A 24,727-nucleotide genomic window follows, 5' to 3' on the forward strand; every position below is an offset into this window, starting at 1 on the left:
ATCTCGTGTGCTCTGGGGTCGGTGTAAGTCCGAACCGGCGGTGACAGTCCGCGACCCGTCCGCATCCTGCGGTCGGCTGACCAGGTGAAACTCCTGGACCGACGGTGAAAGTCCGGATGGGAAGTGCACACGGGACACATGGTGTCGCGCCGCGCGCCACCTGCCCGCTGGCCGCCGCACCCGTGTGTCCTCTCCCTCAGCGCACCCGAGGGAGAGGAACGCATGACCTGGTTCACGTCGGCAGAGACGGCCGCGATGCACCGCGCCATCGCCATTGCCGCCTCCCCCGATGCCCCCGCCGGCCCCAATCCCCGAGTCGGCTGCGTCATCCTCTCCGCCGCGGGCCGCGTCCTCGCCGAGGGCCACCACCGCGGCGCCGGCACCGCCCATGCCGAGGTCGACGCCCTGGCGCACCTGGCCGCATCGGGCATTAGCGCATACGGCACCACCGCCGTCGTCACACTCGAGCCCTGCAACCACTACGGCCGCACCGGTCCGTGCGCCCAGGCGCTCCTCGACGCCGGGGTCACCGACGTCATCTACGCCCAGGACGATCCCACCACGCAGGCTCGCGGCGGCGCGGCAGCCCTCGCCGCCGCCGGAGTCCACGTCCGGAGCGGTCTGTGCGCCGACGAGGCCGCCCAACTCAACCGCGCGTGGCTCCTCGCCGTGACGACCGGTCGCCCCATGGTGACGTGGAAGCTCGCGGCCACCCTTGACGGTCGTATCGCCGCCGCCGACACAACCAGCCGCTGGATCACCCCTCCGGCGGCCCGCCACGACGCCCACCGCCTGCGCCGCCAGTGCGACGCCATCATGGTGGGCACCGGCACCGCCCTCGCCGACGACCCGGCCCTGACCATCCGCGACGAGGCGGGGCAGCCGGCTCCGCCCCACCTCCAGCCGCTGCGCGTCGTCGTCGGCTCGCGGCCCATTCCGTCCACCGCGCAGGTACTCGCCGACGACAACCACCTCCTACTGCCGGACCACGACCCGCACGCCGTGCTCGCCGTCCTCGCCTCCCGCGAGATCCGGCACGTACTCCTGGAGGGCGGCCCGACTCTCGCAGCCGCATTTCTGCGCGCCGGCGTCGTCGACGAGGTGGTCGCCTACGTGGCGCCCGCGCTGCTCGGTGCGGGACCCGCCGCTGTAGCCGACTTCGGGGTGTCGACGATCGCCGACATAGTGCGGCTCCGCCACCCCCGGGTCCAAGTTCTCGGCGAGGGCGACGATCTCGCCATCCGCCTGGCCGGCGACCCCGATCCCGGCGGCCCGGAGCGAACCGCCCATCCATCACCCCCATCCACCACCACGCCGAGGAGAATCGCTGATGTTCACAGGAATTGTTGAGGAGCTCGGACGAGTCGTCCGGCTCGACGCCGTCGGGGACTCCGCCCGGCTCACGGTTGCCGCGCCGGTCGTCACCCGGGACGCACGGGCAGGTGACTCCATCGCTGTCAACGGCTGCTGCCTGACCGTCGCCGAGCTGCACGACGGCGCCTTCACGGCGGACCTCATGGCGGAGACGCTCACCCGCACGAACCTGGGTGCCGTGGCCCCCGGCGAGCGGGTCAACCTCGAGCGGGCGCTGCGCCTGGCCGACCGCCTCGGCGGACACGTCGTCCAAGGTCACGTCGACGCCACCGTCTGCGTCATCGACCGTCACCATGGGGAGCACTGGGACCTCGTGCGCCTGGCCCTGCCTCGGAACCTCGCCCGCTACGTCGCGGTCAAGGGCTCGATCGCCGTCGACGGGGTCTCCCTGACCGTGGTCGACGTCGACGACGGCGATGCCCGTTCCAGTGACAATCCGGCGCCGGTCGGACCGGCCTTCAGCGTCGGTCTCATTCCGGAAACCCTGCGCCGCACCACGCTCGGCGCGAGGGCGGCGGGCGATCGGGTCAATCTCGAGGTCGATGTCATGTCGAAGTACGTTGAGCGGCTCCTGGGGGCTACGTCCGACGAGGGGGCGGCGTAAGCATGCGCAGCGACACCCGTGTCCGCCTCGACACCGTCGAAGACGCCCTGGGCGCGCTCGGCGAGGGCCGCATGGTAATCGTCGTCGACGACGAGAGCCGGGAGAACGAGGGAGACCTCATCTTCCCGGCACGCACGGCCACGACCGAACAGCTGGCCTTCGCGATCCGTCATTCGACGGGCATCATCTGCGCGCCGACGACGGCGCAGGAGCTCGATCGCCTGGGCATCCCCATGATGACCGAACACAACACCGATCCCAAGCGAACGGCCTTCACGCTGAGCGCCGATGCTCGCAACGGGATCACTACCGGCGTGAGCGCGGCCGACCGGGCGCGCACCATTCGCGTCCTGGCGGACCCTGACTCCGTACCGGCCGACCTCGCCCACCCCGGTCACGTCTTCCCCCTGCGCGCATGCGAGGGCGGGATCCTCGCGCGCCGCGGACACACGGAGGCCGCCGTCGATCTCATGCGCCTGTCGGGTCAGCGGCCGGTCGGCGTTCTCGTCGAAGTAGTCAACGACGACGGCACCATGGCGCGCCGCCACCAGCTGCGGGACTTCGCCGATGCGCACTCCCTGCCCATGATCTCGATCGGCGATCTGGAGCGCTACCGGTGGCTGCATGAGGAGCTCGTCGAGGAGGTCGTCACGACTCACCTGCCCACCGCCCTTGGGGAGTTCCAGGCTCACGCCCTGCGCAGCAGGGTCGACGGCGCCGAGTACCTCGCGCTCGTATGCGGCAGTCTCGCGGATGGTGAGGACGTCCTCACCCGGGTGCACTCGGCGTGCCTGACCGGCGACGTCCTGTCCTCCCTGCGCTGCGACTGCGGGCCTCAGCTGCACGCCGCCATGGAGGCGATCAGCACCCGTGGGCGCGGGGTCCTCGTCTACGCCTCCGACCATGAGGGGCGCGGCATCGGGCTCATCGACAAGCTGCGCGCCTACGCCCTCCAGGAGGGGGGAATGGACACCCTCGACGCCAATGTCGCGCTGGGACTGCCCGCGGATGCGCGCAGCTACGCCACCGCCGCCCAGGTGCTGCGGTTCCTCGGCGTGCGCTCGGTCGAACTCATGACGAACAACCCGGACAAGGTCACCGGCCTGGAGCGTTACGGGGTGCGCGTTTCGTCCCGGCGGGCGACACCGACCTTCGCCAACGGGGAGAACCTCACCTACCTGCGCACCAAGCGCGACCGCATGGGGCACCTGCTCGCGGGTCTCGAGCCCGGCGATATGCCGCCCCCTGCGGCGGCGCTCCGCCCCGAGGCGGCCCGCGCCGGCGGCCTGCCGACGCACACCGACCCCAACAGCCACGAGCACGAAGGAGCAGCACAATGAGCGGAACCGGGGCACCGGAGCAGAGCGCGCCGCAAGCGCGAGGCATGCGGGTGACGGTCGTTGCCGCGCAGTGGCACGAGCAGGTCATGGCCGGCCTGCTCGCCGGAGCACTGCGCGCCATCGAGGACGCCGGGGCGAGGGCGCGCGTCGTGCGGGCGGTCGGCTCCTTCGAGCTGCCGATCCTCGCCGCTGCCGCCGCCCGGGGCGGGGCCGATGCCGTGGTCGCGCTGGGCGTCGTCATCCGCGGCGGCACTCCCCACTTCGACTACGTGTGCCGGGCCGCCACCGACGGGCTGAGCCGGGTCGCCCTCGACACGGGGGTGCCAGTGGGTTTCGGCCTGCTCACCTGCGACAACGAGGCCCAGGCGCTCGCCCGCTGCGGTGGCCCCGGCGCCGACGAGGACAAGGGCTACGAGGCGGCGTGCGCGGCCATGAGCACGGCAATCACGCTGGCCGCCATCGCGCGAAGCTGAGTTCCGGGCAGCCCGCACCGACCCCCACGCCCCGGGAGCGGGCCCAAGCCTAGGAGGACTGCTTGGGCAATCGCCCGCGGCGGGCGTCGCAAATGGTGATCACCGCGCGCTCGACGGCGTATACGGGGTCGCGCGCGGCGCCCTTGACCTCGGCGTCGGCGCGGGCCACCGCCTGGATCGCCACGGCCAGGGCGTCGTCGGACCAGCCGGACAACTCGCGGCGGGCGCGCTCGGCCTGCCATGGCGCCATGCCCAGGTCGCGGGCGGTCAGTCCCCTGCGGCCGCCCATGGCGGCGACCCGGGCCAGTTGGCGGATCTTCATGGCCAGGGCGGCGACGATAGGCACCGGGTCGGTGCCGGTGGCGAGCGCATGCCGCAGGGCGGTGACGGCCTTGGCGACGTTCCCGGCCGCGGCGGCGTCCGCGACGGTGAAACCGGTGGCCTCGAAGCGACCCGCGTAGTAGGTGTTGACGGTGCCGACGGTGATGGTGCCCTGGGTATCGGCGATGAGCTGCTCGGCGGCGGAGCACAGCTCCCGCAGGTCGGTTCCCAGCGCGTCTACGAGCGCGCCGACGGCGTCGGGCTCCATGCGGCGTCCGGCCCTGCGCACGTCTGCGGCGACCAGGGCGCCTTGTCCTTGGGGGACTTAACGGCCTGGATGGTGCACACCGGGTAGGGGGACTTGGCGAGCGCGTCCAGGAGCCGCTTGCCGCGCTGTCCCCCGTTGTGCCGCAGGATGACGGCTACGTCCGGGGCAGGCGCGGCGACGTAGGCGAGCAGGTCGGTCAGCAGCGCGTCGGTCATCTGCTCCAGGGCGGGAATGAGCACGAGCTTGGGCTCGCCGAACAGGGACGGGGACACCAGCGTGTCCAGCTGATGCGACTCGTAGGTTGCAGCCTCGATGGTGGTGACTTCGGTGGCCGGATCCTGCTGACGCGCCTGGGCCAAGAGCCGGGAAACGGCCCGGTCGGCGAGCAGCTCCTCCCCCGCCCGGATCAGTACGATCGGAGCGAGATTCACCTCGTCCCAGGCGGGTCCGGCGGGGGCGCGCCGGGCGCCGCGGGCGCCGCGGGCGGGTCGGGAGGTTGCCATGGCTCATAGCCTGCCACGCCCGGGCGGGCGGCGCCGACGACGCCAGTACAGCAGACCGATGACCGCCGCCTCGCCGGCCGCCAGGAGCAGTGCCCCACCCAGCTGTCCCGGCCAGGCAAGCGCCGCGCCCGGAAGGCGGGCGAAGGCGCGGGCCACCAGCGCCAGCCAGGCGCACGACGCCGTCGCTGGCCAGGCAATGACGGCCGCAGCCTGCGGCCACAGCGGCGCCACCAGGGTGGCGAGGATGCCGCAGACGGTGGCCACAGGCACGGGCGGAGCCGCAACCACGTTAGCCGCTACCGACCAGATTCCGACTACCGGTTGCAGCAGCACCAGCACCGGGGCGCAGGCCAGCTGGGCGACCAGTGGCAGGGCCACCCCCGCGGCAAGCGGGCGGGGCAGGCGCCGGGACAGCGCGGCGGTCAGCGGGGCGGCGCCGAGCAGGATGCCGGCGGTGGCCAGCACGGACAAGGCGAAGCCGTAGTCGCGGGACTGCCAGGGGTCGAGAAGCAGCAAGACGATCACGCCTACGCATAGGGCGGGCAGGGACGCGGAGCGTCTTCCCGCGGCCACGCCCAGTAGCATAACCGCGCCCATGGCGGCGGCCCGCAGCACGGACCCGTCCGGGCGCACCAGTACCACGAGCCCGGCCAGGATCAGGCACCGACGCCGGCACGCGCCCACCGGGGCAGGACGCCCAGCCCGGCCAGGACCAGGCCCATGATTATGGCGACGTGCTCCCCGGAGACCGCCGTCAAGTGAGTCATGGATACGGTGCGCATGTCCTCGCGCACCTGGGTGGGCAGGGCGTGGTCGTCGCCGAGAGCGACGCCGGGGACGAGAGCGCGGGCTCCGGTCGGCCAGGTCATCCGGGTCCCGCCCCGGGAGCCCGCCGTGGTGGGCTCCGGCCCGACGGCGGCTATGAGCCCGTCACGTAAGGAGGCAACGGTGCCGAGCACTCCGGTGGCGGGGCCGATCACGTCCACGGCGGCGTTGGCGCCGATGATGGCAGCCTCAGCACTGCCGGGGTCCGCGGGGCGCAACCGCGCCTGCACGCGCACGGGCGTTCCCATGGGGATCTCCAGCCAGTCCGCGTCGCCCAGCACGGTCGCGGACAGGCGCGAGGGGACGCCGTCGACGGTGTCCACGGCAACGGCGGTCAGGACGGTCGTCCAGCGTGCGGATGCGGTGGCGCGCGGCGTGCGAGTGACGGTGCCGGTCAAAGTGACGATGCGCTCCTGCGCAGCGGCGCGGGTGAGCGGATCACGATCACGGGCCCAGGAGCCGGCCGCAGTGGCCGTGAGCACCGCTGCCGCAGCCAACGCCAGGACCAGCAGCGAAGCCGCCACCGATCCGATCGCGGAGCCATCGGGAACGTCCGCGCCGGGCCGGGGGTCGCGGCGGTGACGGGGCGGGCGGAAGCGGGCAGCGGCTATGGCCAGTGGGATCGCCGCTGCCGCGGCGCCGACCGCGCCCAGGGTCGGAGGAAGCCAGGGGCGTTCTCCGTGAAGACCGACCGCCCAGAAGGCGGCCGCCCAGGCGCCGACTGCGGCCGGGGCCAGGCGCAGATCCAGCGGTGGCGGGGCGCTCTCACTTACTGCGTGACGGGCACGACGGCGCGGGGACAGGCGGCGCAGGGTGGCGGTGTCGTCCCAGGGGGCAGTCGTGCTGCGGTACTGGCGGTACCGGCGCGGACCGGAGGGCGTGGCGCTGCCGTTGGGCGTCATACGGTTGCCTCGTCCCGGAGGGACTCGAGCTTGGCCGCACCGATGCCGGAAACGGCCGTCAAGTCCTCGATGGAGGAGAAGGGGCCGTGCTCGGTGCGGTAGTCGACGATACGCTGTGCCAGCGTGGGCCCGATGCCCGTCAGTCCCTCCAGCTCGGCGGCGGTGGCGGTGTTGATGTTGATATGGCCATCGGTGGAGATTCCGGTCCCGCCGCTGCCCGCGGCGGTACTCGCACCCGCCGGCTCCGTACCATCGTCCGGGTTCCAGCTGGAGGCGTCCTCCCCCTGGTGTGGCACGCGCACCTGTTCGCCGTCGGACAGGACGCGGGCGAGGTTTAGCTGGTCGGTGTCCGCGTCGGGTAGGGCGCCGCCAGCGGCGGTGATGGCGTCGACAACGCGCGCCCCCGCCGGCAGCACCACCACGCCGGGGCTGGTGACGGCGCCGGCGACGTGCACCACCACCTCCCCGTCCGCCTCACCGGTGGGCGCGGCGGTCCCCAGCGGGTCGGGGACCGACACCGTCGCGGGGGGCAGGCGAAGCCGTGCCGGCGTCGGTGCCGCTGGCCTGGGGCGTGGGCGCGACCAGCACGGTGCGCAGGGCGAGGGCAAGTGCCAGTGTCACCAGGCGACGCCGATGGTGATGGCGGCCCTGGGGGCGAGAGCGAGTCGGCGCGGGCGTCGCACCGGCTCGATCGGATCGGTGGAACAGGCGATGCGGACGAAGTCCGCCAGGGGGCGCTTGCCCACCCGCTCCGCCACCCGTTTGCCACTCATACGCCGACGGTAGGGCGAACGGGGCCGGCCCGTCTCGGGGCCTGTGGACGGTGTCGGCGGCGGGTGCGGCGAACGGTGCCTGTGGACGGCGGCGGGCCGTGGCCTAGCGCGGCGGGTCCAGGTGTGGGGCGACGACGATGCCCAGGGCGCCCGGTCCCAGATGGACGCGGCTGGCCGGGTCGGCAGGCGAACGCATGATGGACTCGACGACGGCTCCGGCCTCCACCATGGCGTCGGCCAGGTCGTTCTCCAGGGCGCGCCCGTCGGCCGGGTCGTCGCCGTAGTGCACGGCCAGTCGTACGGGTGCGGCGGGTGGTCGCGGGCCGGTCAGGGCGGTTCCGCCGGCCGCGCGCACCGCCTGCGCAATCAGGTGTCGGCGGGCGCGAGCGGCCCCGCGTACCATCTCGACGACGCCGATTCCCTCCGGTCCGGTGGTCAGGATGGGACGTACGCCCAGGCTCCGCCGGCGAAGGCGGTGGCCCGGTCGATCCTGCCGCCGCGGCGCAGGTGGGACAGGTCTTGGACCAGAAAGAACAGGCGGGAGCGCGCTACGGACTCGCGGGCGCGGGCAGCGCCGCGGCGGACGTCGTCGGCCTCGGCGGCGGCCAGGGCGGCCAGTCCCAGGGCCCCGCCGGAGGCCCCGGAGTCCAGCACCGTGACCGTCCCCCCTTGAGCGGCCAGTTCGCGCGCCGCCAGCCGGGCGTTTTCTACCGTGCCCGACAGGGAGGCGGTGACGTGCAGCGCGAGCACCTCGTCGCCGTGCTGCGCGGCCAGACGGTAGGCGTCGGTGAGTTCGGCGACCGACGGGCGCGCCGTCGTCGTCGGCGCGTCATCATCCGCGTCTACGGTGTGCAGGGGGACGACGACGATGCCGTGCGCCTCCGCGAGCGCGGGGGGCAGGCAGGCTGCCGAGTCGGTGACCACCGTGAGCGACATGCTCGAAGCGTATGCCCCCGGCGCCGACACCCCGGTGACCGGCGGAGGCCGCTGCTGCGCGTGTCAGGTCCGGAGCGGCCTGGCCGCAGCGAGGGCGAGCGCGCTCAGGCCCGAGAGATCATCGAGTCGATGCCACTGGCAGCCGCCGGTGTCGGACGACGCCGGGACCAGCGGCGGCAGCTCGTCCGCCAGCGCTACATCCGCCACCACCCCGTAGTGGTGGAAGTCAATCGGGTTGCCGCGTGAGTCCTCGGTCACGTGCACTTCCACGCGTCGCAGTCCCTTCGCCGTGAAGGACGAGACCCCCAGTTCTTCAGTCAGCTCACGCAACAGCGTCTCCTCCCAGTACTCGCCCGGCTCAGGTCTTCCGCCCGGCAGGTCCAATAGCCCCGTGTAAGGTCCGCGCGTCTTGCGGACACAGAGCATGCGAGCGTCCTCGACAATGCGGGCGTAGACACCGAAGTGACATTGACTCATGCCAACCATCGTGTCATGCGCGGCAGCAACCGACCTCGCATCGATAACACACGGCCGCATACGATGCGGGCATGACGAGCAACACACCGGACCCCGCCGAGATCGCCCGCCTCAAGGCCGAGGCGGCACAGGCGGCCGCGGAGGCCGCCGCGGCGAAGGCGGCCGCCGCCCAGGCCGCTCTGGAGGCGGCGCTGGCCGCCCAGACCGGCGCCGAGTCCTCACCTCCAATGGCGGACGCTCCGACTCAGCCGCAGGAGTCATCGTCCAGTGCGGCGGAACCGCCTGTCACGGAGCCGCCGGCTCCCGATGCACCGGCGCCGCCGGATGCCCCGGCAACGGAATCGGAAGCCGTATCCGCGCACGCCGCCCGCGTGCGCGACGGCTACGCCTTCTCCGGCCCCGTGCTGCCCGTGGGCACCTACCTGGACTACCCGACCGATGACCGTCCAGATTCGAAAGAGATGGCACCGGAGCCAGCCCCGGTGCCCGGCGTGCGTGTGGGGATTCCGCTCGGGTTGCTCAACCGTCACGCCCTGGTTGCCGGCGCCACCGGCACGGGCAAGACCCGCACGCTCCAGCTGCTCGCGGAGGGGCTGTCCGCCGCCGGCGTGCCGGTGTTCCTGTCCGATGTCAAAGGGGACCTGACGGGACTGGCGGAGGCCGGCGTCACCTCCGACAAGCTTGCGGCGCGCAACGCCTCCACCGGCCAGGCCTGGGAGGGGCGGTCCTTCCCGCTGGAGCTTTTCACGCTCGGAGACGCGGGCACCGCTGCCGACCATCCCGCCGACGCCTCGGCCGTGGCGGGCGTTCCGATCCGCACCACGGTGACGGCCTTCGGACCGGTGCTGCTCTCCCGCGTCCTGGGCCTGAACGACACTCAGACCTCCGCATTGGAGCTCGTCTTCCACTGGCAGATGCTCAGGGGCTGGCGCTGATCGACCTCAAGGACCTGCGCAGCGTGGTCGACTATCTGACCGCCACGGAGCAGGGCAAGCAGGGGCTGCGGGGCATCGGCGGGGTCTCCGCCGCGACGGCCGGGGTGATCCTGCGGCAGGTCTCCGCCCTGGAGGCCGCAGGGGGGTCGGTCTTCTTCGGAGAGCCGGCCCTGGATGTGCGCGACCTGCTGCGCACCGCCGCCGACGGGCGGGGCATAATCTCCTCCCTGGAACTGGCGGACATCCAGTCTCAGGGGCGGTTGTTCTCCACCTTCCTGATGTGGCTGCTGGGCGAGCTGTTCGAGGTGCTGCCGGAGGTCGGTGACCCGGACCAGCCGAAGCTGGTGTTCTTCTTCGACGAGGCGCACCTGCTGTTCGACGGCGCGTCCAGCGCCTTCCTGGAGGCGGTCACCCGCACTGTGCGGCTCATCCGCTCCAAGGGCGTCGGGATCGTGTTCATCACCCAGTCCCCCACGGATGTGCCCGAGGCCGTGCTGGCCCAGTTGGGCAGCCGTATTCAGCACGCACTGCGCGCGCACACGCCGGCCGACGCCGCCAAGCTGAAGCAGGCCGTGGCCACCTTCCCGGTCTCGCCACTGGATCTGACTCGAGTACTAACCAGTCTGGGCACCGGACAGGCGGTGGTGTCGGTACTGGACGAGAAGGGGCGGCCGGCGCCGGTCGCGCCCGTCGTCGTGGACACCCCGGCGGCGGTGATGGGTCCGGCGCAACCCGTCACCATCCAGTCGCTGCTATCCGCCTCCGCCCTCATCCCCAAGTACGCCACCGCGGTGGACAACGAGTCCGCCTACGAGCTACTGGCCAGGCGCGCCGAAGACGAGGCCGCCCGGCAGGAGGCGGCTCGCGCCCAGGCCGAGGCCAAGGCGGCAGCGGAGAAGGCCGCGCAGGAGGCCGCCAAGGCACAGGCGAAAGCCGAGGCCGCGGCCGCCAAGGAGGCGCAGCGCCGGGCGGATCGGCTGCAGCGGGAGGCAGAGAAGGCGGCCGAGCGCGAGCAGCGGGCCCGGGAACGAGCGGCCGAGCGGCGCCAGCGCGAGGTGGAGAAGCTGATCGGCAGCGCCGGCCGCCAGATCACCCGCTCCATCCTCGGCAACATCCTGCGCGGCCGCTGACTCTGGCACGTAATACGTCGACGCGCCTACCCCATCTGCACCATCTGTACTAGTATTAGCAGTACAGACGGTTTGTCCTCACCCTCTTGAGAGTTCGCAGCATGGACCTTGAAATCGATCCCCTATCCCCCACTCCGATCTACCAACAGATCCGTGACCGGACCGTGGAAGGAATTGCGCGCGGCGAGCTGAGATCCGGGCAGCGGCTGCCCTCCGTGCGCGCGCTCGCGTCGCATTCGCCATAAACCCCGCCACTGTCTCCAAGGCATACGATCTTCTGCGTGCCGAGGCCCTGGTCGTCACCAGCGCCAAGTCCGGCACTGTCATCGCCCCTGCCGGCGACTGGAACGAGGCCGCGACTTGGCAGTCGCGTCTGCGCACGCTGCTGGCCGAAGCTCGCGCACACGGTATGACCGAGCAGCGGATTCTCGCCGCCGCAGCCCACCAGCTCGACACGCTCTCACCCGTGGGGAGCGAGCGGTAATGCTGGCTTACACCGTCATCATGATCTTGATGACCGTCGTGCTGGGCCTGGCGCTCTGGGCGACTCCGTCCATCTCCCGGGACACGGTTCCGCTGGGCGTTTCCGTCCCCGCAGACCGCGTCCGCGACCCGGTCGTGCGCCGCGCCATTCGCTCCTGGCACAGATGCTGCCTGGTAGGTGCCGCCGTCGCGGTGGCGGCGATTGCGCTGCTGCATTCGAGCGGCGTCTCCGCCAGCCGCCCGGGTCTACCCGGGATCGTCATGTTGGCGCAGTTGGTACAGCATTTGCGTCCTGGACGGTCGTGCGTCTGCCCATCATTGAGGTCAAACGGCAGGAGGGCTGGTACGAGGGTAAGCGGGTGCGGAAGCTGGCCACGATCGCTGCCACCGAGGAACCCGCCAACAGCGTGGCCTGGTACGTCGTCTCGGTGCTCTTGCTGTTGGTCGCCGCGGTCTTCGTACTGCTGCGCTACGACGCGCTTCCCGACCCGCTGCCGATCCATTGGGGGGCCGACGGCACCGTCGACGGCTGGGCACGGCGCAGCCCCCTGCAGGTCCTGCTGCCTGCGGTCATCGGGCTCGGGCTGATCGTCCTAGTGGCCCTGTGCGCCAGAATCATCCACCGCAGGTTGCTGCGGACCACCCCCGTCGACGGCGACCGGGGCAGGGCGCGCCGTCTCACCACAACCCAGGCACTCCTAATCACCCGGGCGATGGGCCCTCTCGCCCTCGCCACCAGCGCATCCTTCGCCGGCATCCTGGTGCTACCACTTATGAAACCGCCGACCGCCGCGCGCTGGTGGCTGGCTGTCACGGTGGCGGTCACCTGCCTGCTAATCCTGTGGATAATCGCCGATCTGATCCGACTGTCCCGACGATTCACGCGCAGGCTCACACCAATCGACGCCGACTCCCCCGACGACGATGCGCTCTGGCTCGGCGGGTTGTTCTACATCAACCGTGCGGACCCCTCGCTGCTGGTGCCCAAACGCGCCGGCGTCGGCGTCGATCTGAACTACGGGCACCCGGTGGGACGGGCGCTCGCAGTGTTCATCCTGATCGGCCTGATAGTCGCCATCGGCGTGTGCATCGTGGCGTGACCGGGCACGCTCCCGACGGCGCCCCGCCCCTCACTCGGGGACGACGGACACCAGCTTGGGGGCGCGCACGATCACCTTGCGCACGCCGCGGCCGTCCAGCGCGCGGACCACGCCGGAGGCGGCCAGGGCCAGCTTCTCCAGCTCGGCGGCGTCGATGTCGGGGTCGACCTCCAGGCGGTCGCGGACCTTGCCCTTGACCTGCACCACGCAGGTGACCTTCTCGGCCGCCAGGAGCGCCTCGTCGGCAACCACCGGGAAGGGCTCGTGGGCGAGCGAGCGCTCGTGTCCGAGGCGCTGCCAGATCTCCTCGCAGATGTGCGGGGCCACGGGCGCGGCCATCAGGCCAGGGCCTCCACCGCCTCGCGCGGCACGGTCTTCAAGCCGGTGAGGTGGTTGTTGAGCACGATCAGCTTGGCGATCGCCGTGTTCAGGCGCAGACCCTCGTAGTCCTCGCGCACGCCCACAATGGTGCGGGCCACCAGGCGGCGGGTGGTCTCGTCGGCGGGGGCGTCGGCAACCGTCACCTCCCCGGTGGCCTCGTCGACGACGTTACGCCACAGCCGCTGCAGGAAGCGCTGGGCGCCGGCGACGGCGCGGGTGTCCCAGGGGCGGTCCTGGTCGAGCGGCCCCATGCTCATCTCGTAGACTCGGAAGGTGTCGGCGCCGTAGGCGTCGTACATCTCATCCGGGGTGACGATGTTCTTCAGGGACTTGCCCATCTTGCCGTACTCGCGGTTAACGGGCTGCCCCTGCCAGGTGAAGACAGGCTTGCCGTCCTCGTCCTGGGTCTCCTCCACCTCGTCGGCCGGCACGTACTGCCCGCGGGCATCGGTGTAGGCGTAGGCCTGCACGTAGCCTGGTTGAACAGCCGGTGGTAGGGCTCGGAGGAGGATACGACCCCCAGGTCGAAGAGCACCTTGTGCCAGAAGCGGGAGTAGAGCAGGTGCAGGACGGCGTGCTCGACACCGCCGACGTACAGGTCGGTGCCGCCGGAGGTGTTGCCGGCCTCGGGACGCGGCCCCATCCAGTAGGCCTCGTTGGCCGGGTCGACCATGTGCTCGGCGTCGGTGGGGTCGATGTAGCGCAACTCGTACCAGCAGGAGCCGGCCCACTGGGGCATGGTGTTGGTCTCGCGCCGGTACTTGCGCTTACCGTCACCGAGGTCCAGCTCGACCTCCACCCACTCAGTCGCCTTACCCAGCGGCGCCTCCGGGGAGGAGGCGGCGTCGTCGGGGTCAAAGGTGCGCGGGGAGTAGTCGCTGACCTCCGGCAGCTCCACCGGGAGCATGGACTCGGGCAGGGCGTGGGGGCGACCGTCCTCGTCCCAGACGATCGGGAAGGGCTCGCCCCAGTAGCGCTGGCGGGAGAACAGCCAGTCGCGCAGGCGGTAGGTGACGGCGCCACGACCGTAGCCCTTTTCCTCCAGCCAGACGGTCATGGTGGCCTTGGCCTCGTCCTTACCCATGCCGTTCAAGTCAATCTCGGCGTTGGCGGAGTTGATGATCTCTCCGTCCCCGGTCCAGGCGGCCTCGTCTAGGGAGAACCCCTCCGGCGGGGCGATGGTGGCGATGACGTCCAGGTCGTAGGCGCGGGCGAAGTCCCAGTCACGCTGGTCACCGGAGGGGACGGCCATGATGCGCCGGTGCCGTAGCCCATCAGTACGTAATCGGCGACGAATACGGGCACCTGCTTGCCGTTGACCGGGTTGGTGCCATACAGGCCGGTGAACACGCCGGTCTTGGTGCGCTCCTCGTCGGTGCGCTCGGCCTCGGTGGCCTTGGCGGCGCGGGCCCGGTAGGCAGCCACTGCCTCGGCCGGGGTGGCGTAACCGCCGGTCCAAGCCTCGCGGGTTCCCTCGGGCCAGGACTGCGGCACGGTCAGAGCGGCGGCGTCCTGCTCCTCGGGGCCCCCGACAGGCCGCCCAGCAGCGGGTGCTCGGGAGCCACCACCATGAAGGTGGCGCCGAACAGGGTGTCGGGCCGGGTCGTGTATACGGTCAGCTCGTTCTGGGCGGCGCCGACGGCGTCCGCCCCGGGCAGGGCGAAGGTGACCTCGGCGCCCTCGGAACGACCGATCCAGTTGCGCTGCATGGTCTTGACCTTCTCGGGCCAGTCCACGGTGTCCAGGTCCTCGGCCAGCCGGTCGCCGTAAGCGGTGATGCGCATCATCCATTGGCGCAGGTTCCGCTTGAACACGGGGTAGTTGCCGCGCTCGGAGCGGCCCTCGCTGGTGACCTCCTCGTTGGCCAGGACGGTGCCGAGCCCCGGACACCAATTGACCGGGGCGGAGGAGACGTACGCGAGCCGGTGAGAGTCGACGACGTCGGCCTGTTCCCCTGCAGTCAATTCCGACCAGGGGCGCCCGTCCGGGGTGGACACCTGCCCGGCGGCGAGCTTGTCGACCAGCTCGCTGACGGGGCGGGCGGCGCCGGTGCCGCGGCCGTCGCGGCGGGGGGCGTCGGGGTCGAACCAGGAGTTGAACACCTGCAGGAAGATCCACTGGGTCCAACGCACGTAGTCCACGTCGATGGTGGCCAGCGAACGGCGCGAGTCGTGGGACAGGCCGAGCCGCCGCAGCTGACGGCGCATGTTGGCGATGTTGGCTCGGTGGAGATGCGCGGGTGCTGCCCGGTTTGGACCGCGTACTGTTCGGCCGGCAGGCCAAAGGCGTCGTACCCCATGGTGTACAGGACATTCTTGCCCGTCATGCGGGTAAAGCGGGCGATGACGTCGGTGGCGATATAGCCCAGCGGGTGGCCCACATGCAGGCCCTTGCCGGAGGGGTAGGGGAACATGTCCAGCAGGAAGAACTTCTCCTTGGCGGCGTCGGGTCCGGCCAGCGCGCCGGCGGGGTTGTCGGCGTGGAAGGTGCCCTCCTTCTCCCACCGGTCCTGCCAGGCGGTCTCCAGGCGTCCGGCCAGGGCGGCCGTGTACCGGTAGGGCGTGGCGTTCTGCTCGGCGGTCTGCTGGGCCCGACTGTTCTCCGTCATCGCGGGGGCGCTCCCTTTAGCTCGTGTGAATGGGGCGGGGCCGCGGTGCCGTCGGCAGGTAGGCCGAACGGCGCACGGCCCCGTTGCTGCGGGTCAGCCTATCCCCCGCCCGGCCTGGTGCCGGCGTCGGTCCGACTGGTGGAGGCGCGACGCCGGTCACGTGGAACGCCCGGCAGGCGCGTGCGCGGGGCGGAACCGGTCTCAGGTGAGGGCCGGGGAGCCCAGGGAAGCCGGCACGTTCTCGCCCCAGCCGTCCTCGCGCAGGCCGGCACGCAGGCGCTCCATGGCGGCATCGAGTTCGGCGTCGGGCACGTCGTGGCGCGCAGCTGCGGGCGCTACATCCGCCTCGCCGCGGATGGGCAGCACATGCAGATGCAGGTGGTCGATCTCGTAGCCGACCACCATGACGCCGGCGCGCGCAGTACCGAAAACGCGCGTCTGGGTGCGGCCGATGCGCTTGGCGACGACGGCGAGGTGGGCGACGAGTTCGTCCGAGGCATCCACGTAGGAGGCAACCTGCTGCCGGGGTACAACCAGGACGTGCCCGTCGGTATGCGGGGCGATGGTAGCGAAGGCGACGCAGAGTTCGTCGGCCCAAACGAAGCGTCCAGGGATCTCGCCGTTGATGATCTTGGTGAACACGGATGGTGCGGGGCTGGTTGTGTCGGTCACAGCCCCAGCGTAGATGATCATGCTGCTTGTCTGCCGACTCCGGGCGCGCCAGCACCCACAAACTCCCTGCCGGAACGACGGCGTCCTGTCCCTCCCCCGCCGGGTCGACCACGGGCTGCACGGCACGCACGCTGCTGGTGGGCCGGCCACCGTCGGAGGCGTCGCGCCCGACGACGACGATACGAGTGTCCAGCCCGATGCCCGCGCGAGCCAGCCGCTTGAGGAGAGTCGAGTCGTCGCGGATGCGGCCTACCACTCCGGACTGCCCGATCCGCAGTGTTTCCAGGGCGCACAGGGCGGGAAAGACGACGCTGCCGTCCGCCGCCGGGATGGGGTCGCCATGCGGGTCCCGGTCCGGGTGGCCCAGGGCGGCGTCAAGGGCGGAAAGCAGCCGGTCGGAGACGGCGTGCTCAAGCACCTCCGCCTCGCCGTGGACCTCATCCCACCCGAAGCCGAGCGCCGCCACCAGATAGGTCTCCAGCAACCGATGCCGGCGCACCATCCCCTGCGCCAGACGCCGCCCGCGGTCGGACAGGGTGACCGCCCGGTAGGGAGCGTGCTCCAGTAGCCCCGCCTCCACCAGGCGGGCCACATTCTCCGAGGCGGTCGACGGCGCCACCCCCATGCGGCGGGCCAGGCCGGTGATGGAGGCGCCCTTGCCGCCCCATTCACTGGCCGCCCACACGGCCTTGAGGTAGTCCTGCGTGACGGCCGAGCTGTCGGCAGGGGTCTGAGCGGCCGAGGTCACCTGAGCATCGCCACCCAGCCGTCCCAGAACGCCACCAGCACAATCACAGCGATGACGGCGTACATGGCCCCTGCGATCCACCAGCGTCCGGCCAGCAACCGACGGGAGGCGGCGCGCGGCAGGCCCAAGTGCCCACCGGCCGCGGCGCGTCCCCACGTGTTGGTGGCGATCGGGATGGTTACCAGCCAGATCAACGTGCAGAATGGGCAAAGCTTGCCGAAGGTGAGCACCGATACGGTCAGAAACCAGGCCACGAAGCCGATGCCGCAGACGGTGCCCGCTACCAGGCCCCACCACACCCAACGCGGCAGTCGTACCCCGGTGGCGAGCAACATCCCAATCAGCGTCAGCAGGGCGAAGGCCATGGCACCGACGAAGGAGTTAGGCACGCCCAGTAGGTTGCCCTGCCACGCGTTCAGGGAGTCCCCGCAGGAGACCAAGGGGCTGACGTCACAGACGAGGGCGGCGTCGGGCTCGCGCAATTGGCTGATCTGGCTGGCGATCAGTTCCCAGCAGGCGCCAATACCGATCAGGGAGCCGATCACGAGCAGTGCGGCATAGGAGCGCGGAGCACCGGTGGCGGTGGAATCAGCTCGGTGCCGTCTGTGGACGACTCCGGCGGGGTCGCGCCGGCCACACCGTCCGTGAGGCCGGATTCGCCGGCCAGATAGGCGTCGAGTTGCTCCTCGCTCATCGCGTCGATCATCGCGTCGACCTCGGCCTGTGTGGGCACGTGTGCCATCGCCGGATCTCCTCAGCCTCTCCCGGGGTATGGGCCTACCCCGGTCTCCGGGGCACGCCCCCCATTGTGCCTCACGGCCGTGACACTACGAGCCGGCGTTGATCACTCCGGCCGGCGGCGGGACCGAACCTTGTGCAGACGCGGCCTAGTTGGCGGCACCGCCCGCGTTTTGATCGGCTGAGTCGCCGGTCGCCTGCACATCCTGGTCCTCGGCCTCCTGCGCGGCGGGCACCGCCTCCCAGGCCCCCACGGTTACCGAGGCATCCGGGTGCAGGGTGACTGTGCGCCAGGCGAGCAGGTCGCCGTCGACGTTGAAGGACAGCACGTGCAGGTAGGCGTCGTCGGTGACCTCACCGATGGAGGTGCCGCCCTTGCCGGCGCCGGAGACCAGCTGGGCGACGGCGAGGTTCCCGCCGTCGGTAGTGGTCATCCCCCGTTCCTGGTGAACATGACCGGCGAGCAACAGCGGGGTGCAGCCGTCCGCGATCAGCGGGCCGAAGGTGTAGGGCTGGTGAATGAGCACCACGTCGGCCCGGTTGCCCGCCTGCTCCGCCTGGCAGGAGGCCTCGGCCAGGCGGGCACCCAGCCCGGTCGCATCCTCATCACCGCGGGGAACGGTGCCGCTGGCGGAGGTGCGATCGGGGTCGACGTCGCCAAGCACGCTCAAGCCGGCCACCTCCTGCACCGTGCCGTCCGTGACGGTCCATCCCTGGGCACGCAGCCGCTCGGCGGTGGATTCGGAGTCGTGGTTGCCGATCGTTGCTACCCGAGCGACGCCAGCGGGGACGGCGTTGGACAGAGCATCCACGCAAATCGACTCGGGCTGGCTGCCGGTCATGGTCAGGTCCCCGTCATCCATGTGGATGTCGCGCCGGCGAGCTCATCCAGCGTGCCGGCGAAGGCGATGACATCGAGGTTGCAGTGCAGATCGGTGGAGAGCACCGCGGTGGTGGTCTCCTCTTGGTTTACCGCCCAGCTGCCGGTGACCGGGGTGGTGGGGGCCGCGGTGGCCTCGGCTTCGGGGGTTTCCGTCGGCAGAGACGCGACCTCGGGAGTGGACACCGCCATCGGCGTGGTGCCGCGGGCGGAGGCCGTCTGAAAGGCCTCTGCTACGGCGTCCTCATCCACCGCGCCGTCGACGGCGGTGACATCGACCGCACCATCAACGGCGGCGGAGGCCCGCCACGCGACCCGCAGGTTTTGCTCGGCAGCCGTGTAGAAGGCCGTGTTCTCCTCCAGGAAGGAGGTAATGCGGGGACCATATGCCTGCACGATGTCGGCGACCCGCCCGGACAGGCGCGCGTTCTGAACCGGTGTGCCCGCAAGCACTTCCAGCCGGGTGCCCGGCTGCGGGCCACTGCGTACAGCCGGCACGACGACGGCGATCGCAACCGCGGCGACGGACGCGCACGCCAGCACCTTGGCGTGGCGGGGTAGACGGCGGAGGTTGCGACGAGGCGGACGCGGGCCGGCCAGGCGCCCGAGAGCCACCAGACTCAGCAGCACCGACTCGATCAGGCCGGCACGCCGCAAGGCGTCGTCGGCCAGCGCCCGCAGGCCGCGCTCAATGGTCAGCTCGGGGTGAGCGACCAGGGCTACGTATGCCGCCCCATCGGAGCTGAGCACCTGGCCGAGGGTGTCGGCGGAGACGGCGTCGGGATCGGGCTCTCCGGGAATCTCCCCGACGACCACCTCAACCCCGAGTAGGCCTGCCGGAGAGTCCATGGTGACGGATCCGAGCGGGCCGAGGTCGACGGTGAGGGTGGAGTCCAGGGTGACCGACCAATCGGCCTCGTGCGGTCCCAGGGGCGAGGACGCCGTCGCAGTGGATATCCCGATCACCAGTGAGAGCATGGCGCTCAGGAGCAGCAGCGCGGCCGTGCGCACGCCCCTGCGGAACCGGACCGTGCGGGAGCGCCACCAGCGGCGGAGACCGGCGCGCAGCTGATCGAGCCCGCCGGTGAGGGCGTCGCGGGTGACCCGCTGAGCCTTCGGCACGCTAGTCAGCTCCGCTCCCCCGCCGCGAGGCGCGCGGCCAGGTCCGTGACGAAAGCGGCCGTGTCCTCCCAGGTGTCAACCGCCTGGCACGGCACGCCCAGCGCCTTGACCGGGTAGTCGTTGCCCTCCGGGTCCAGCCGGTCGCCCACGAACAGCATCTGTTCCAGGGGAATGCCGGTAACCTCGGCGAGCCGGTTCATGCCATAGGCCTTATCGATACCCTTGCGGGTGATGTCCACGCTGGTAGAGCCGCCGGAACGGACCTCCAGGTCCGGCAGCAGTACGGCGACGGCGTCGCGCAGACGTCCCTTCTTCTCCCCCGTAGGGTCCCAAGCCTGTTTGGCGTCCAACGGCGCCTCCTGGCCCAAGGCGGAGAAGGTGATCTGACTGCCCCGATTCTCCAGGGCTGGCCCCCAGGTGTGCTCCTCCCACAGCCCCAGGCGGCGGGCCTCCGCCTCAACGACGGCGCAGGCCTGCTCGACCTGGGCGGGCGTGAGGTCATTGGCGTAGACCTGTGTCCAGTCGCCGTCGTTATGGGTGTAGTAGCGCGTGCCGCAGGTGGGCATGAGGTGAAGCCGGCCGAGCTCGTCGTCGCTAGCATTCAGACGGGTGAGCACCTGCGCACGGAACTGCCCGATCTGCCCACCGGAGATGATGCACACGGGCACGACGTCCAGTAGGGCACGCAGCGCGACGGCCATCGGCTCGGGCATCGGCGACTTGGAGGGGGCGAGAGTCCCATCCAGGTCGAAGGCGACCAGCCGGGGCGCAGCGGATGTGTCAGCGGCGGCGGGCCGCAGCATAGTTGAGGGCATGGGGTGCATTGTGGCGCACGTTTGCGCTGCTACGAAACCGGGTCCGGGTGTCGGAGTGTCCTCGCACCCTCACCGTTCGCCCTGCGGGTGCTTGAGGTGCTCGTGGGCAGCAGCCAGAGCGGCCTCCCGGGCCTCGACGTCCTCGCGGCGTCCGCGCACAACCAGGGCCGTGACGGAAACTGCCAGACCACCCCAGATAATCACGATGGCGACGAGCATTACGGCGATTGCCGGTCCGGTCATCTCAGTTCACCTCCTCGAGCACGTCCAGGTTTAGGGGGGCGTAGTCATCGACCGGCGTGCGCCACGGCATGCGTGTGAACACGATCGTGGCAACCACGACGAGGAAGATCACGCCCCATCCGAATACGCCCTGCAGGCCGGCGGAATACGCGTCATAACCGTTGGTCGCGTAGGACCAGACGTTCTGGACGAACATGTAGCCCAGCAGCAGGGGGGCAATGACGGCCACCAGCACACGCCACCAGCCGCCAATGATTCGGGTGTCGGAGACCAGGTTGAGATGGCGCTGCAGCTCCTTCAGACGGCGCAGCACCAGACCCAGGCCGACGCACATGACGATGGCGGATCCGACCACGCCGATGTAGTTGATGTAGGCGTCGACGATGTCCAGGTCCCACAGTCCCGAACCGGTGCTGAACAGGACGAATGACAGTGCGGCGCTGGGCAGGCCGGCCGCCAGCGTGGCCTTGCCGTTGGTCAGCCCGAGCTTCTCGCCGATGGCCGGAGCGACCACCTGCAAGATGGAGATGAAGGAGGTCAGACCCGCCATTGAGAAGGAGGCGAAGAACAGGACGCCGAACAGGGCGCCTCCAGGCATCTGGGAGATGACGGTCGGGAAGGTGATGAAGGCGAGGCCAACGCCCTGGATGCCCTCCAGGTCGGCCACCGATACGCCTTCGACATGGGCCATGTACCCCAGCGTGGCGAACACGCCGATGCCGGCGAGGATCTCGAATGAGGAGTTGGCGAAAGCAGCGGTGAAGCCGGTGCCCACCAGGTTGGAGCGGCGCTTGAGATAGGAGGCGTAGGTAAGCATGATGCCGAAGCCGATGGACAGGGAGAAGAAGATCTGTCCGAAGGCTGCCACCCACACGGTGTAGTCGGTAAGCCGGCTCCAGTCGGGGGTGAACAGCGTGTTCAGACCGTCGGTGGCGCCGGGCAGCAAGATCGCCCGAATCACCAGGATGACGAACATGACCACCAGGACGGGCAGAAAGACCCGGTTGGCGCGCTCCACACCGCGAGATACGCCGCGGGCCACGACATAAATACCGAAGGCCCATACCAGCGCCAGTGGGACGGCTACCCCCAGGATCGGAACCGGTGAATACGCCGGGGTGGAGGGATCTGCCAGGCTGGTCTGACCGATGTAGTCGCTGAAGAAGCCGGCGGCATCGTCTCCCCAGGCGTTGGTGAAGGAGAACACCGTGTAGCGCAGCGCCCAGGCGACGATCACGGCGTAGTAGGTCATGATGATGAAGCAGATGAACACCTGCCACCAGCCAAGCCATTCGAACCGCTTGGATACCCGGCGGAACACGGCCGGGGCAGAACCGCGGAAGCGGTGTCCGAGCGCGTAGTCGAGAAAGAGCACGGGCAGACCAGTGAACAACAGGGCAATGATGTAGGGGATCATGAACGCGCCGCCACCGTTGGTGTAGGCGGTGCCAGGGAAACGCCAGATGTTGCCCAGACCGATCGCGGATCCGATAGCGGCCATGAGGAATCCGAGCTGCCCACTCCACTGCTCGCGTGGGGGCATCTGTACGGAGGTTGAGGATCCGGGGCTGGATGGCATTAATAACCTTCCGGGTTGTGGGAAGCCGGCAAGCCGGCCGCCTGTGCTGAAGACGCAGGCCTAGAATCGGTAGGACGATAGTCGCAGACGCAGCACATGCCTATGACGTCCCGCCATCCGGACGGAGTGTCCTGCGGGACACCGCCAAGGCCTCTCCGCCCCGAGCTTGCGCGGCGTGTGCGAGACTGGTGCGTCGTGCTCACAGTACTGCTCGGCGCCGCCAGAGCTGCTGCCAGCGCGACGTGGACTGACAACTGAAAGGACAACGATGGCCACGCCTCACATTGCCGCCGAACCCGGCGACTTCGCCCCTGCGGTACTGATGCCTGGAGATCCGCGCCGTGCGCAGCGAATCGCGGAGGGACTGCTGGACGATGCCCGCCTGGTGACGGATGTGCGCGGTATGCTCGGTTTCACCGGCACCGTGGACGGCAGGCCGCTGTCGGTGATGGGTTCGGGCATGGGGCAGCCGTCCTTCTCCATTTACGCTACTGAACTGTTCAGCCAGTATGGGGTTGAGCGCATCATTCGCGTAGGCACCGCCGGCGGCATCGGCAAGCAGGTGCATGTGGGTGATGTCGTAATCGCAACCGGGGCCCACACCGACTCGGCAATGAACCAACTGCGCATCCCCGGCGTGAACTTCTCCGCCGTCGCCGACTTCCGCCTCGCCATGGCCGCCTACCGCGCTGGCCTAGAGGCCGGTATGGGCGAGCGTCTGCACGCTGGCACGATCATCTCCCGCGATCACTTCTACTTCACGCCCGAGGGCCAGACGGAGCGCCTGTCCGCCTACGGAACGCTATGCGTCGAGATGGAGGCGGCCGCCCTGTACGCAGTGGCGGCCGAGTTCGGCAAGCAGGCGTTGGCCGTGTTGACCATCTCCGACCACCTGCTGGACCACTCCGGTGACATGACGGCGGCCGAGCGGGAGACTCGTTTCCAGGACTCGCTCCGACTTGCGGTTGCCGCCGCTCTGAGCTGACTCCACGCCGTCGTCGGGCTTGCTCGTGCTCAGCCCGAGACGGCGCAGCAGCGGCGGGCCGAGCGCCAGTTTCGGGTGCTCAGCCCGCCGGCTGTGCATGTGTACGACTGGTCGCGCACCAAGCCGTTTAGCGCGGATCCGCGCCGGCATCTCCTGCGGCGGCTGCGGCCAGCGCGGTGACCACCGCTGCGCGGGCGTTACCGCCCGGTGTGGGCAGCAGGAGGATTCCCATACGTCCCACCACGCGCTGCATGCCTGCGCCCATATGCTCGGCAACGATGGTGTCCACCCGGTGTTCGTTAAGGAACCGGACGATGCGGGCATGATGTGAGCCTTCGGTGCCGGCGTCATGAGCGACGTCCCAGCCGACAGGGAACTCCTGCCACCGAGTGATCGCCCCGTCCGAGACGCTTGCCACCGCGACACGTGGCGCGCGACCGAAGCGGGGCTCAACGCGACCATCCGTCGTGACGGGGACGAGGACCGTTGATGAAGGGCCGATCATCGGCTCGGTGAAGGAATCACTCATGACGCCAGCGTAAACCCCCGGATCCGCACGAGGGTCTTGGCAGCGTGTGCTGGCTCAGTCGTGTTGTTCGCGCGAGGCCTGGTAGGCGGCACCGACGATGCCCGCGGTGTTCAATAGCTGCGCGGGAACGATGGGAGTCTTCAGGTCGAGCCGCGGCAGGAACTTCTCGTGCTTCTTTGATACGCCCCCGCCCACGACGAACAGGTCCGGCGAGAACAGCATCTCCACGTGCGAGTAGTAGCGCTGCAACCGTTTGGCCCACTTCTTCCACGACAGGTCCTGAAGCTCCCTCTGTCCCGAGGAGGCGCGCTTCTCCGCGTCGTGACCGTCGATCTCGAGATGGCCGAGCTCCGTGTTAGGCACCAGGGTGCCGTCGACGATGATCGCGGAGCCTATACCTGTTCCGAGAGTGGTCACGATGACCGTTCCGGCAACCCCTTTGGCGGCGCCAAAGGCGACCTCGGCCAGGCCGGCCGCATCTGCGTCATTGAGCGCCGTCACCGGTCGCCCGAGGTGAGCCTGCATCAGTTCATTCAGGTTGATGCCCGCCCATGAGTCATCCAGGTTCGCGATGAAGGGAATAGCGCCGTGCACGATCGGCGCTGGGAAGGCGATGCCGACGGGTACGTGCGCGCTGATGCCCAAGCCGTCGAGCAGCTGCTTGCAGACCTCCGCGACGGCGTCGGGCGTAGAAGGCTGCGGCGTCTCGATCCGAATGCGGTCACCTATGAACTCGCCGGTATCAAGATCCACACGGGCGCCTTGATGCCCGAACCGCCGATGTCAATCCCGCACGCAACCGAAGTCATCGCAGCCTCCTCCAAGCCCGCCTGTCATCTGCAGTGCGAGGATATCGGAGCCGACCAGACGCCGGTGCGGGTTTGGTTGGTTGTGTTTGTGGGTGTGGGTTGGTGCGTGTGTCGGCGGTGTCCTACTCTCCCGCCCGCCTGTCGGGGGCAGTACCATTGGCGCTGGGGGGCTTG

22 protein-coding genes, 5 pseudogenes and 1 riboswitch are annotated in these 24,727 nt (G+C 70.1%); of the genes and pseudogenes, 7 read left to right on the forward strand and 20 right to left on the reverse strand.

All coding sequences use genetic code 11. The features are described from left to right. Positions 1–3: 3 nt before the first annotated feature. A riboswitch (FMN riboswitch) is annotated at positions 4–133 on the forward strand. Positions 134–222: 89 nt separating this feature from the next. From ribD to ribH, 4 genes are read left to right on the forward strand one after another with little or no spacing between them, the layout of a single operon-like run. Continuing rightward, complete coding sequence (gene ribD / locus BW737_RS13965) at positions 223–1,350, forward strand: bifunctional diaminohydroxyphosphoribosylaminopyrimidine deaminase/5-amino-6-(5-phosphoribosylamino)uracil reductase RibD (RefSeq protein WP_086614452.1); 1,128 nt, start codon at positions 223–225, stop codon at positions 1,348–1,350. Further along, entirely contained in the window at positions 1,331–1,978 is a 648-nt protein-coding gene (locus tag BW737_RS13970) for a riboflavin synthase (RefSeq protein WP_086614453.1), read from the forward strand. The genes ribD and BW737_RS13970 overlap by 20 nt, the downstream gene beginning before the upstream one ends. 2 nt (positions 1,979–1,980) lie before the next feature. Then, positions 1,981–3,318 (forward strand): bifunctional 3,4-dihydroxy-2-butanone-4-phosphate synthase/GTP cyclohydrolase II, encoded by a 1,338-nt coding sequence (locus BW737_RS13975; RefSeq protein ID WP_086614454.1) that lies wholly within the window; start codon positions 1,981–1,983, stop codon positions 3,316–3,318. Beyond that, complete coding sequence (gene ribH, locus BW737_RS13980) at positions 3,315–3,791, forward strand: 6,7-dimethyl-8-ribityllumazine synthase (protein WP_086614455.1); 477 nt, start codon at positions 3,315–3,317, stop codon at positions 3,789–3,791. Before BW737_RS13975 ends, ribH begins: the two co-directional genes overlap by 4 nt. Before the next feature lie 49 nt (positions 3,792–3,840). On the opposite strand, the pseudogene holA reads toward ribH, so the two are convergent. The 8 genes and pseudogenes from holA to BW737_RS14005 all read right to left on the reverse strand — a co-directional run bounded on the left by holA (position 3,841) and on the right by BW737_RS14005 (position 8,796). Next, positions 3,841–4,883, reverse strand: a pseudogene (gene holA, locus BW737_RS13985) (DNA polymerase III subunit delta). 3 nt (positions 4,884–4,886) lie between these two features. Next, entirely contained in the window at positions 4,887–5,525 is a 639-nt protein-coding gene (locus BW737_RS18975; protein WP_257210872.1) for a ComEC/Rec2 family competence protein, read from the reverse strand. A 14-nt stretch (positions 5,526–5,539) separates the two neighbouring features. Then, positions 5,540–6,610 carry a ComEC/Rec2 family competence protein gene (locus tag BW737_RS18980; RefSeq protein WP_257210873.1) on the reverse strand — a complete coding sequence of 357 codons (1,071 nt, stop codon included), beginning with the start codon at positions 6,608–6,610 and terminating at the stop codon, positions 5,540–5,542. Further along, positions 6,607–7,128 carry a helix-hairpin-helix domain-containing protein gene (locus tag BW737_RS13995; RefSeq protein ID WP_257210874.1) on the reverse strand — a complete coding sequence of 174 codons (522 nt, stop codon included), beginning with the start codon at positions 7,126–7,128 and terminating at the stop codon, positions 6,607–6,609. Before BW737_RS13995 ends, BW737_RS18980 begins: the two co-directional genes overlap by 4 nt. A 99-nt stretch (positions 7,129–7,227) precedes the next feature. Then, positions 7,228–7,383 (reverse strand): hypothetical protein, encoded by a 156-nt coding sequence (locus BW737_RS18985; protein ID WP_257210875.1) that lies wholly within the window; start codon positions 7,381–7,383, stop codon positions 7,228–7,230. Between the two features lie 103 nt (positions 7,384–7,486). Further along, entirely contained in the window at positions 7,487–7,786 is a 300-nt protein-coding gene (locus BW737_RS19600) for a hypothetical protein (protein WP_338063939.1), read from the reverse strand. A 32-nt stretch (positions 7,787–7,818) separates the two neighbouring features. Next, on the reverse strand, positions 7,819–8,319 hold the full coding sequence (locus BW737_RS19605) for a DegV family protein (RefSeq protein ID WP_338063940.1): 501 nt from the start codon (positions 8,317–8,319) through the stop codon (positions 7,819–7,821). A gap of 63 nt (positions 8,320–8,382) precedes the next feature. Continuing rightward, complete coding sequence (locus BW737_RS14005) at positions 8,383–8,796, reverse strand: NUDIX domain-containing protein (RefSeq protein ID WP_180272232.1); 414 nt, start codon at positions 8,794–8,796, stop codon at positions 8,383–8,385. A 71-nt stretch (positions 8,797–8,867) separates the two neighbouring features. Here BW737_RS14005 and BW737_RS14010 point away from each other — a divergent pair. Next, positions 8,868–10,861: pseudogene (locus tag BW737_RS14010) on the forward strand (helicase HerA-like domain-containing protein). 785 nt (positions 10,862–11,646) lie between these two features. Further along, a complete protein-coding gene (locus BW737_RS14020; RefSeq protein ID WP_180272233.1) occupies positions 11,647–12,444 on the forward strand; it encodes a DUF1648 domain-containing protein in 798 nt (265 codons plus the stop codon). Positions 12,445–12,474: 30 nt separating this feature from the next. Here the strand turns inward: BW737_RS14020 and BW737_RS14025 are convergent. The 10 genes and pseudogenes from BW737_RS14025 to BW737_RS14060 form a co-directional block, all read right to left on the reverse strand. Continuing rightward, a pseudogene (locus tag BW737_RS14025) lies at positions 12,475–15,433 on the reverse strand (leucine--tRNA ligase). Positions 15,434–15,634: 201 nt separating this feature from the next. Next, a complete protein-coding gene (locus tag BW737_RS14030) occupies positions 15,635–16,126 on the reverse strand; it encodes an HIT family protein (RefSeq protein ID WP_086614458.1) in 492 nt (163 codons plus the stop codon). A gap of 156 nt (positions 16,127–16,282) precedes the next feature. Then, positions 16,283–16,871 (reverse strand): annotated as a pseudogene (locus BW737_RS14035) (metal-dependent transcriptional regulator); the annotation flags it as partial. Then, on the reverse strand, positions 16,850–17,398 hold the full coding sequence (locus tag BW737_RS14040) for a vitamin K epoxide reductase family protein (protein ID WP_420835763.1): 549 nt from the start codon (positions 17,396–17,398) through the stop codon (positions 16,850–16,852). The pseudogene BW737_RS14035 and the gene BW737_RS14040, both read right to left, overlap by 22 nt. Next, positions 17,395–17,595 carry a hypothetical protein gene (locus BW737_RS20105; protein WP_420835760.1) on the reverse strand — a complete coding sequence of 67 codons (201 nt, stop codon included), beginning with the start codon at positions 17,593–17,595 and terminating at the stop codon, positions 17,395–17,397. The genes BW737_RS14040 and BW737_RS20105 overlap by 4 nt, the downstream gene beginning before the upstream one ends. A 145-nt stretch (positions 17,596–17,740) precedes the next feature. Continuing rightward, the gene (locus BW737_RS18990) at positions 17,741–18,454 is read right to left on the reverse strand and encodes a metallophosphoesterase family protein (RefSeq protein ID WP_257210877.1); all 714 of its coding nucleotides are present in this window, start codon (positions 18,452–18,454) and stop codon (positions 17,741–17,743) included. Next, a complete protein-coding gene (locus tag BW737_RS18995) occupies positions 18,436–19,593 on the reverse strand; it encodes a hypothetical protein (RefSeq protein WP_257210878.1) in 1,158 nt (385 codons plus the stop codon). The genes BW737_RS18990 and BW737_RS18995 overlap by 19 nt, the downstream gene beginning before the upstream one ends. Before the next feature lie 5 nt (positions 19,594–19,598). After that, positions 19,599–20,408 (reverse strand): HAD-IIB family hydrolase, encoded by an 810-nt coding sequence (locus BW737_RS14050; protein ID WP_257210879.1) that lies wholly within the window; start codon positions 20,406–20,408, stop codon positions 19,599–19,601. 69 nt (positions 20,409–20,477) lie between these two features. Then, positions 20,478–20,651 carry a methionine/alanine import family NSS transporter small subunit gene (locus BW737_RS14055; protein WP_086614460.1) on the reverse strand — a complete coding sequence of 58 codons (174 nt, stop codon included), beginning with the start codon at positions 20,649–20,651 and terminating at the stop codon, positions 20,478–20,480. Position 20,652: 1 nt separating this feature from the next. After that, a complete protein-coding gene (locus BW737_RS14060; RefSeq protein ID WP_086614461.1) occupies positions 20,653–22,230 on the reverse strand; it encodes a sodium-dependent transporter in 1,578 nt (525 codons plus the stop codon). Positions 22,231–22,498: 268 nt separating this feature from the next. Between BW737_RS14060 and deoD the strand changes: the two genes are divergently transcribed. Next, entirely contained in the window at positions 22,499–23,215 is a 717-nt protein-coding gene (gene deoD / locus BW737_RS14065) for a purine-nucleoside phosphorylase (RefSeq protein WP_086614462.1), read from the forward strand. 127 nt (positions 23,216–23,342) lie between these two features. Here deoD and BW737_RS14070 read toward each other — a convergent pair whose 3' ends face one another. Together BW737_RS14070 and ppgK are read right to left on the reverse strand one after the other, a co-directional pair. Next, positions 23,343–23,744 carry a NifB/NifX family molybdenum-iron cluster-binding protein gene (locus BW737_RS14070; protein ID WP_218961928.1) on the reverse strand — a complete coding sequence of 134 codons (402 nt, stop codon included), beginning with the start codon at positions 23,742–23,744 and terminating at the stop codon, positions 23,343–23,345. A 54-nt stretch (positions 23,745–23,798) separates the two neighbouring features. Next, positions 23,799–24,553 (reverse strand): annotated as a pseudogene (gene ppgK, locus BW737_RS14075) (polyphosphate--glucose phosphotransferase). Positions 24,554–24,727 lie beyond the last annotated feature (174 nt).

Source organism: Actinomyces ruminis (assembly GCF_002154335.2).
GTDB lineage: Bacteria > Actinomycetota > Actinomycetes > Actinomycetales > Actinomycetaceae > Actinomyces > Actinomyces ruminis.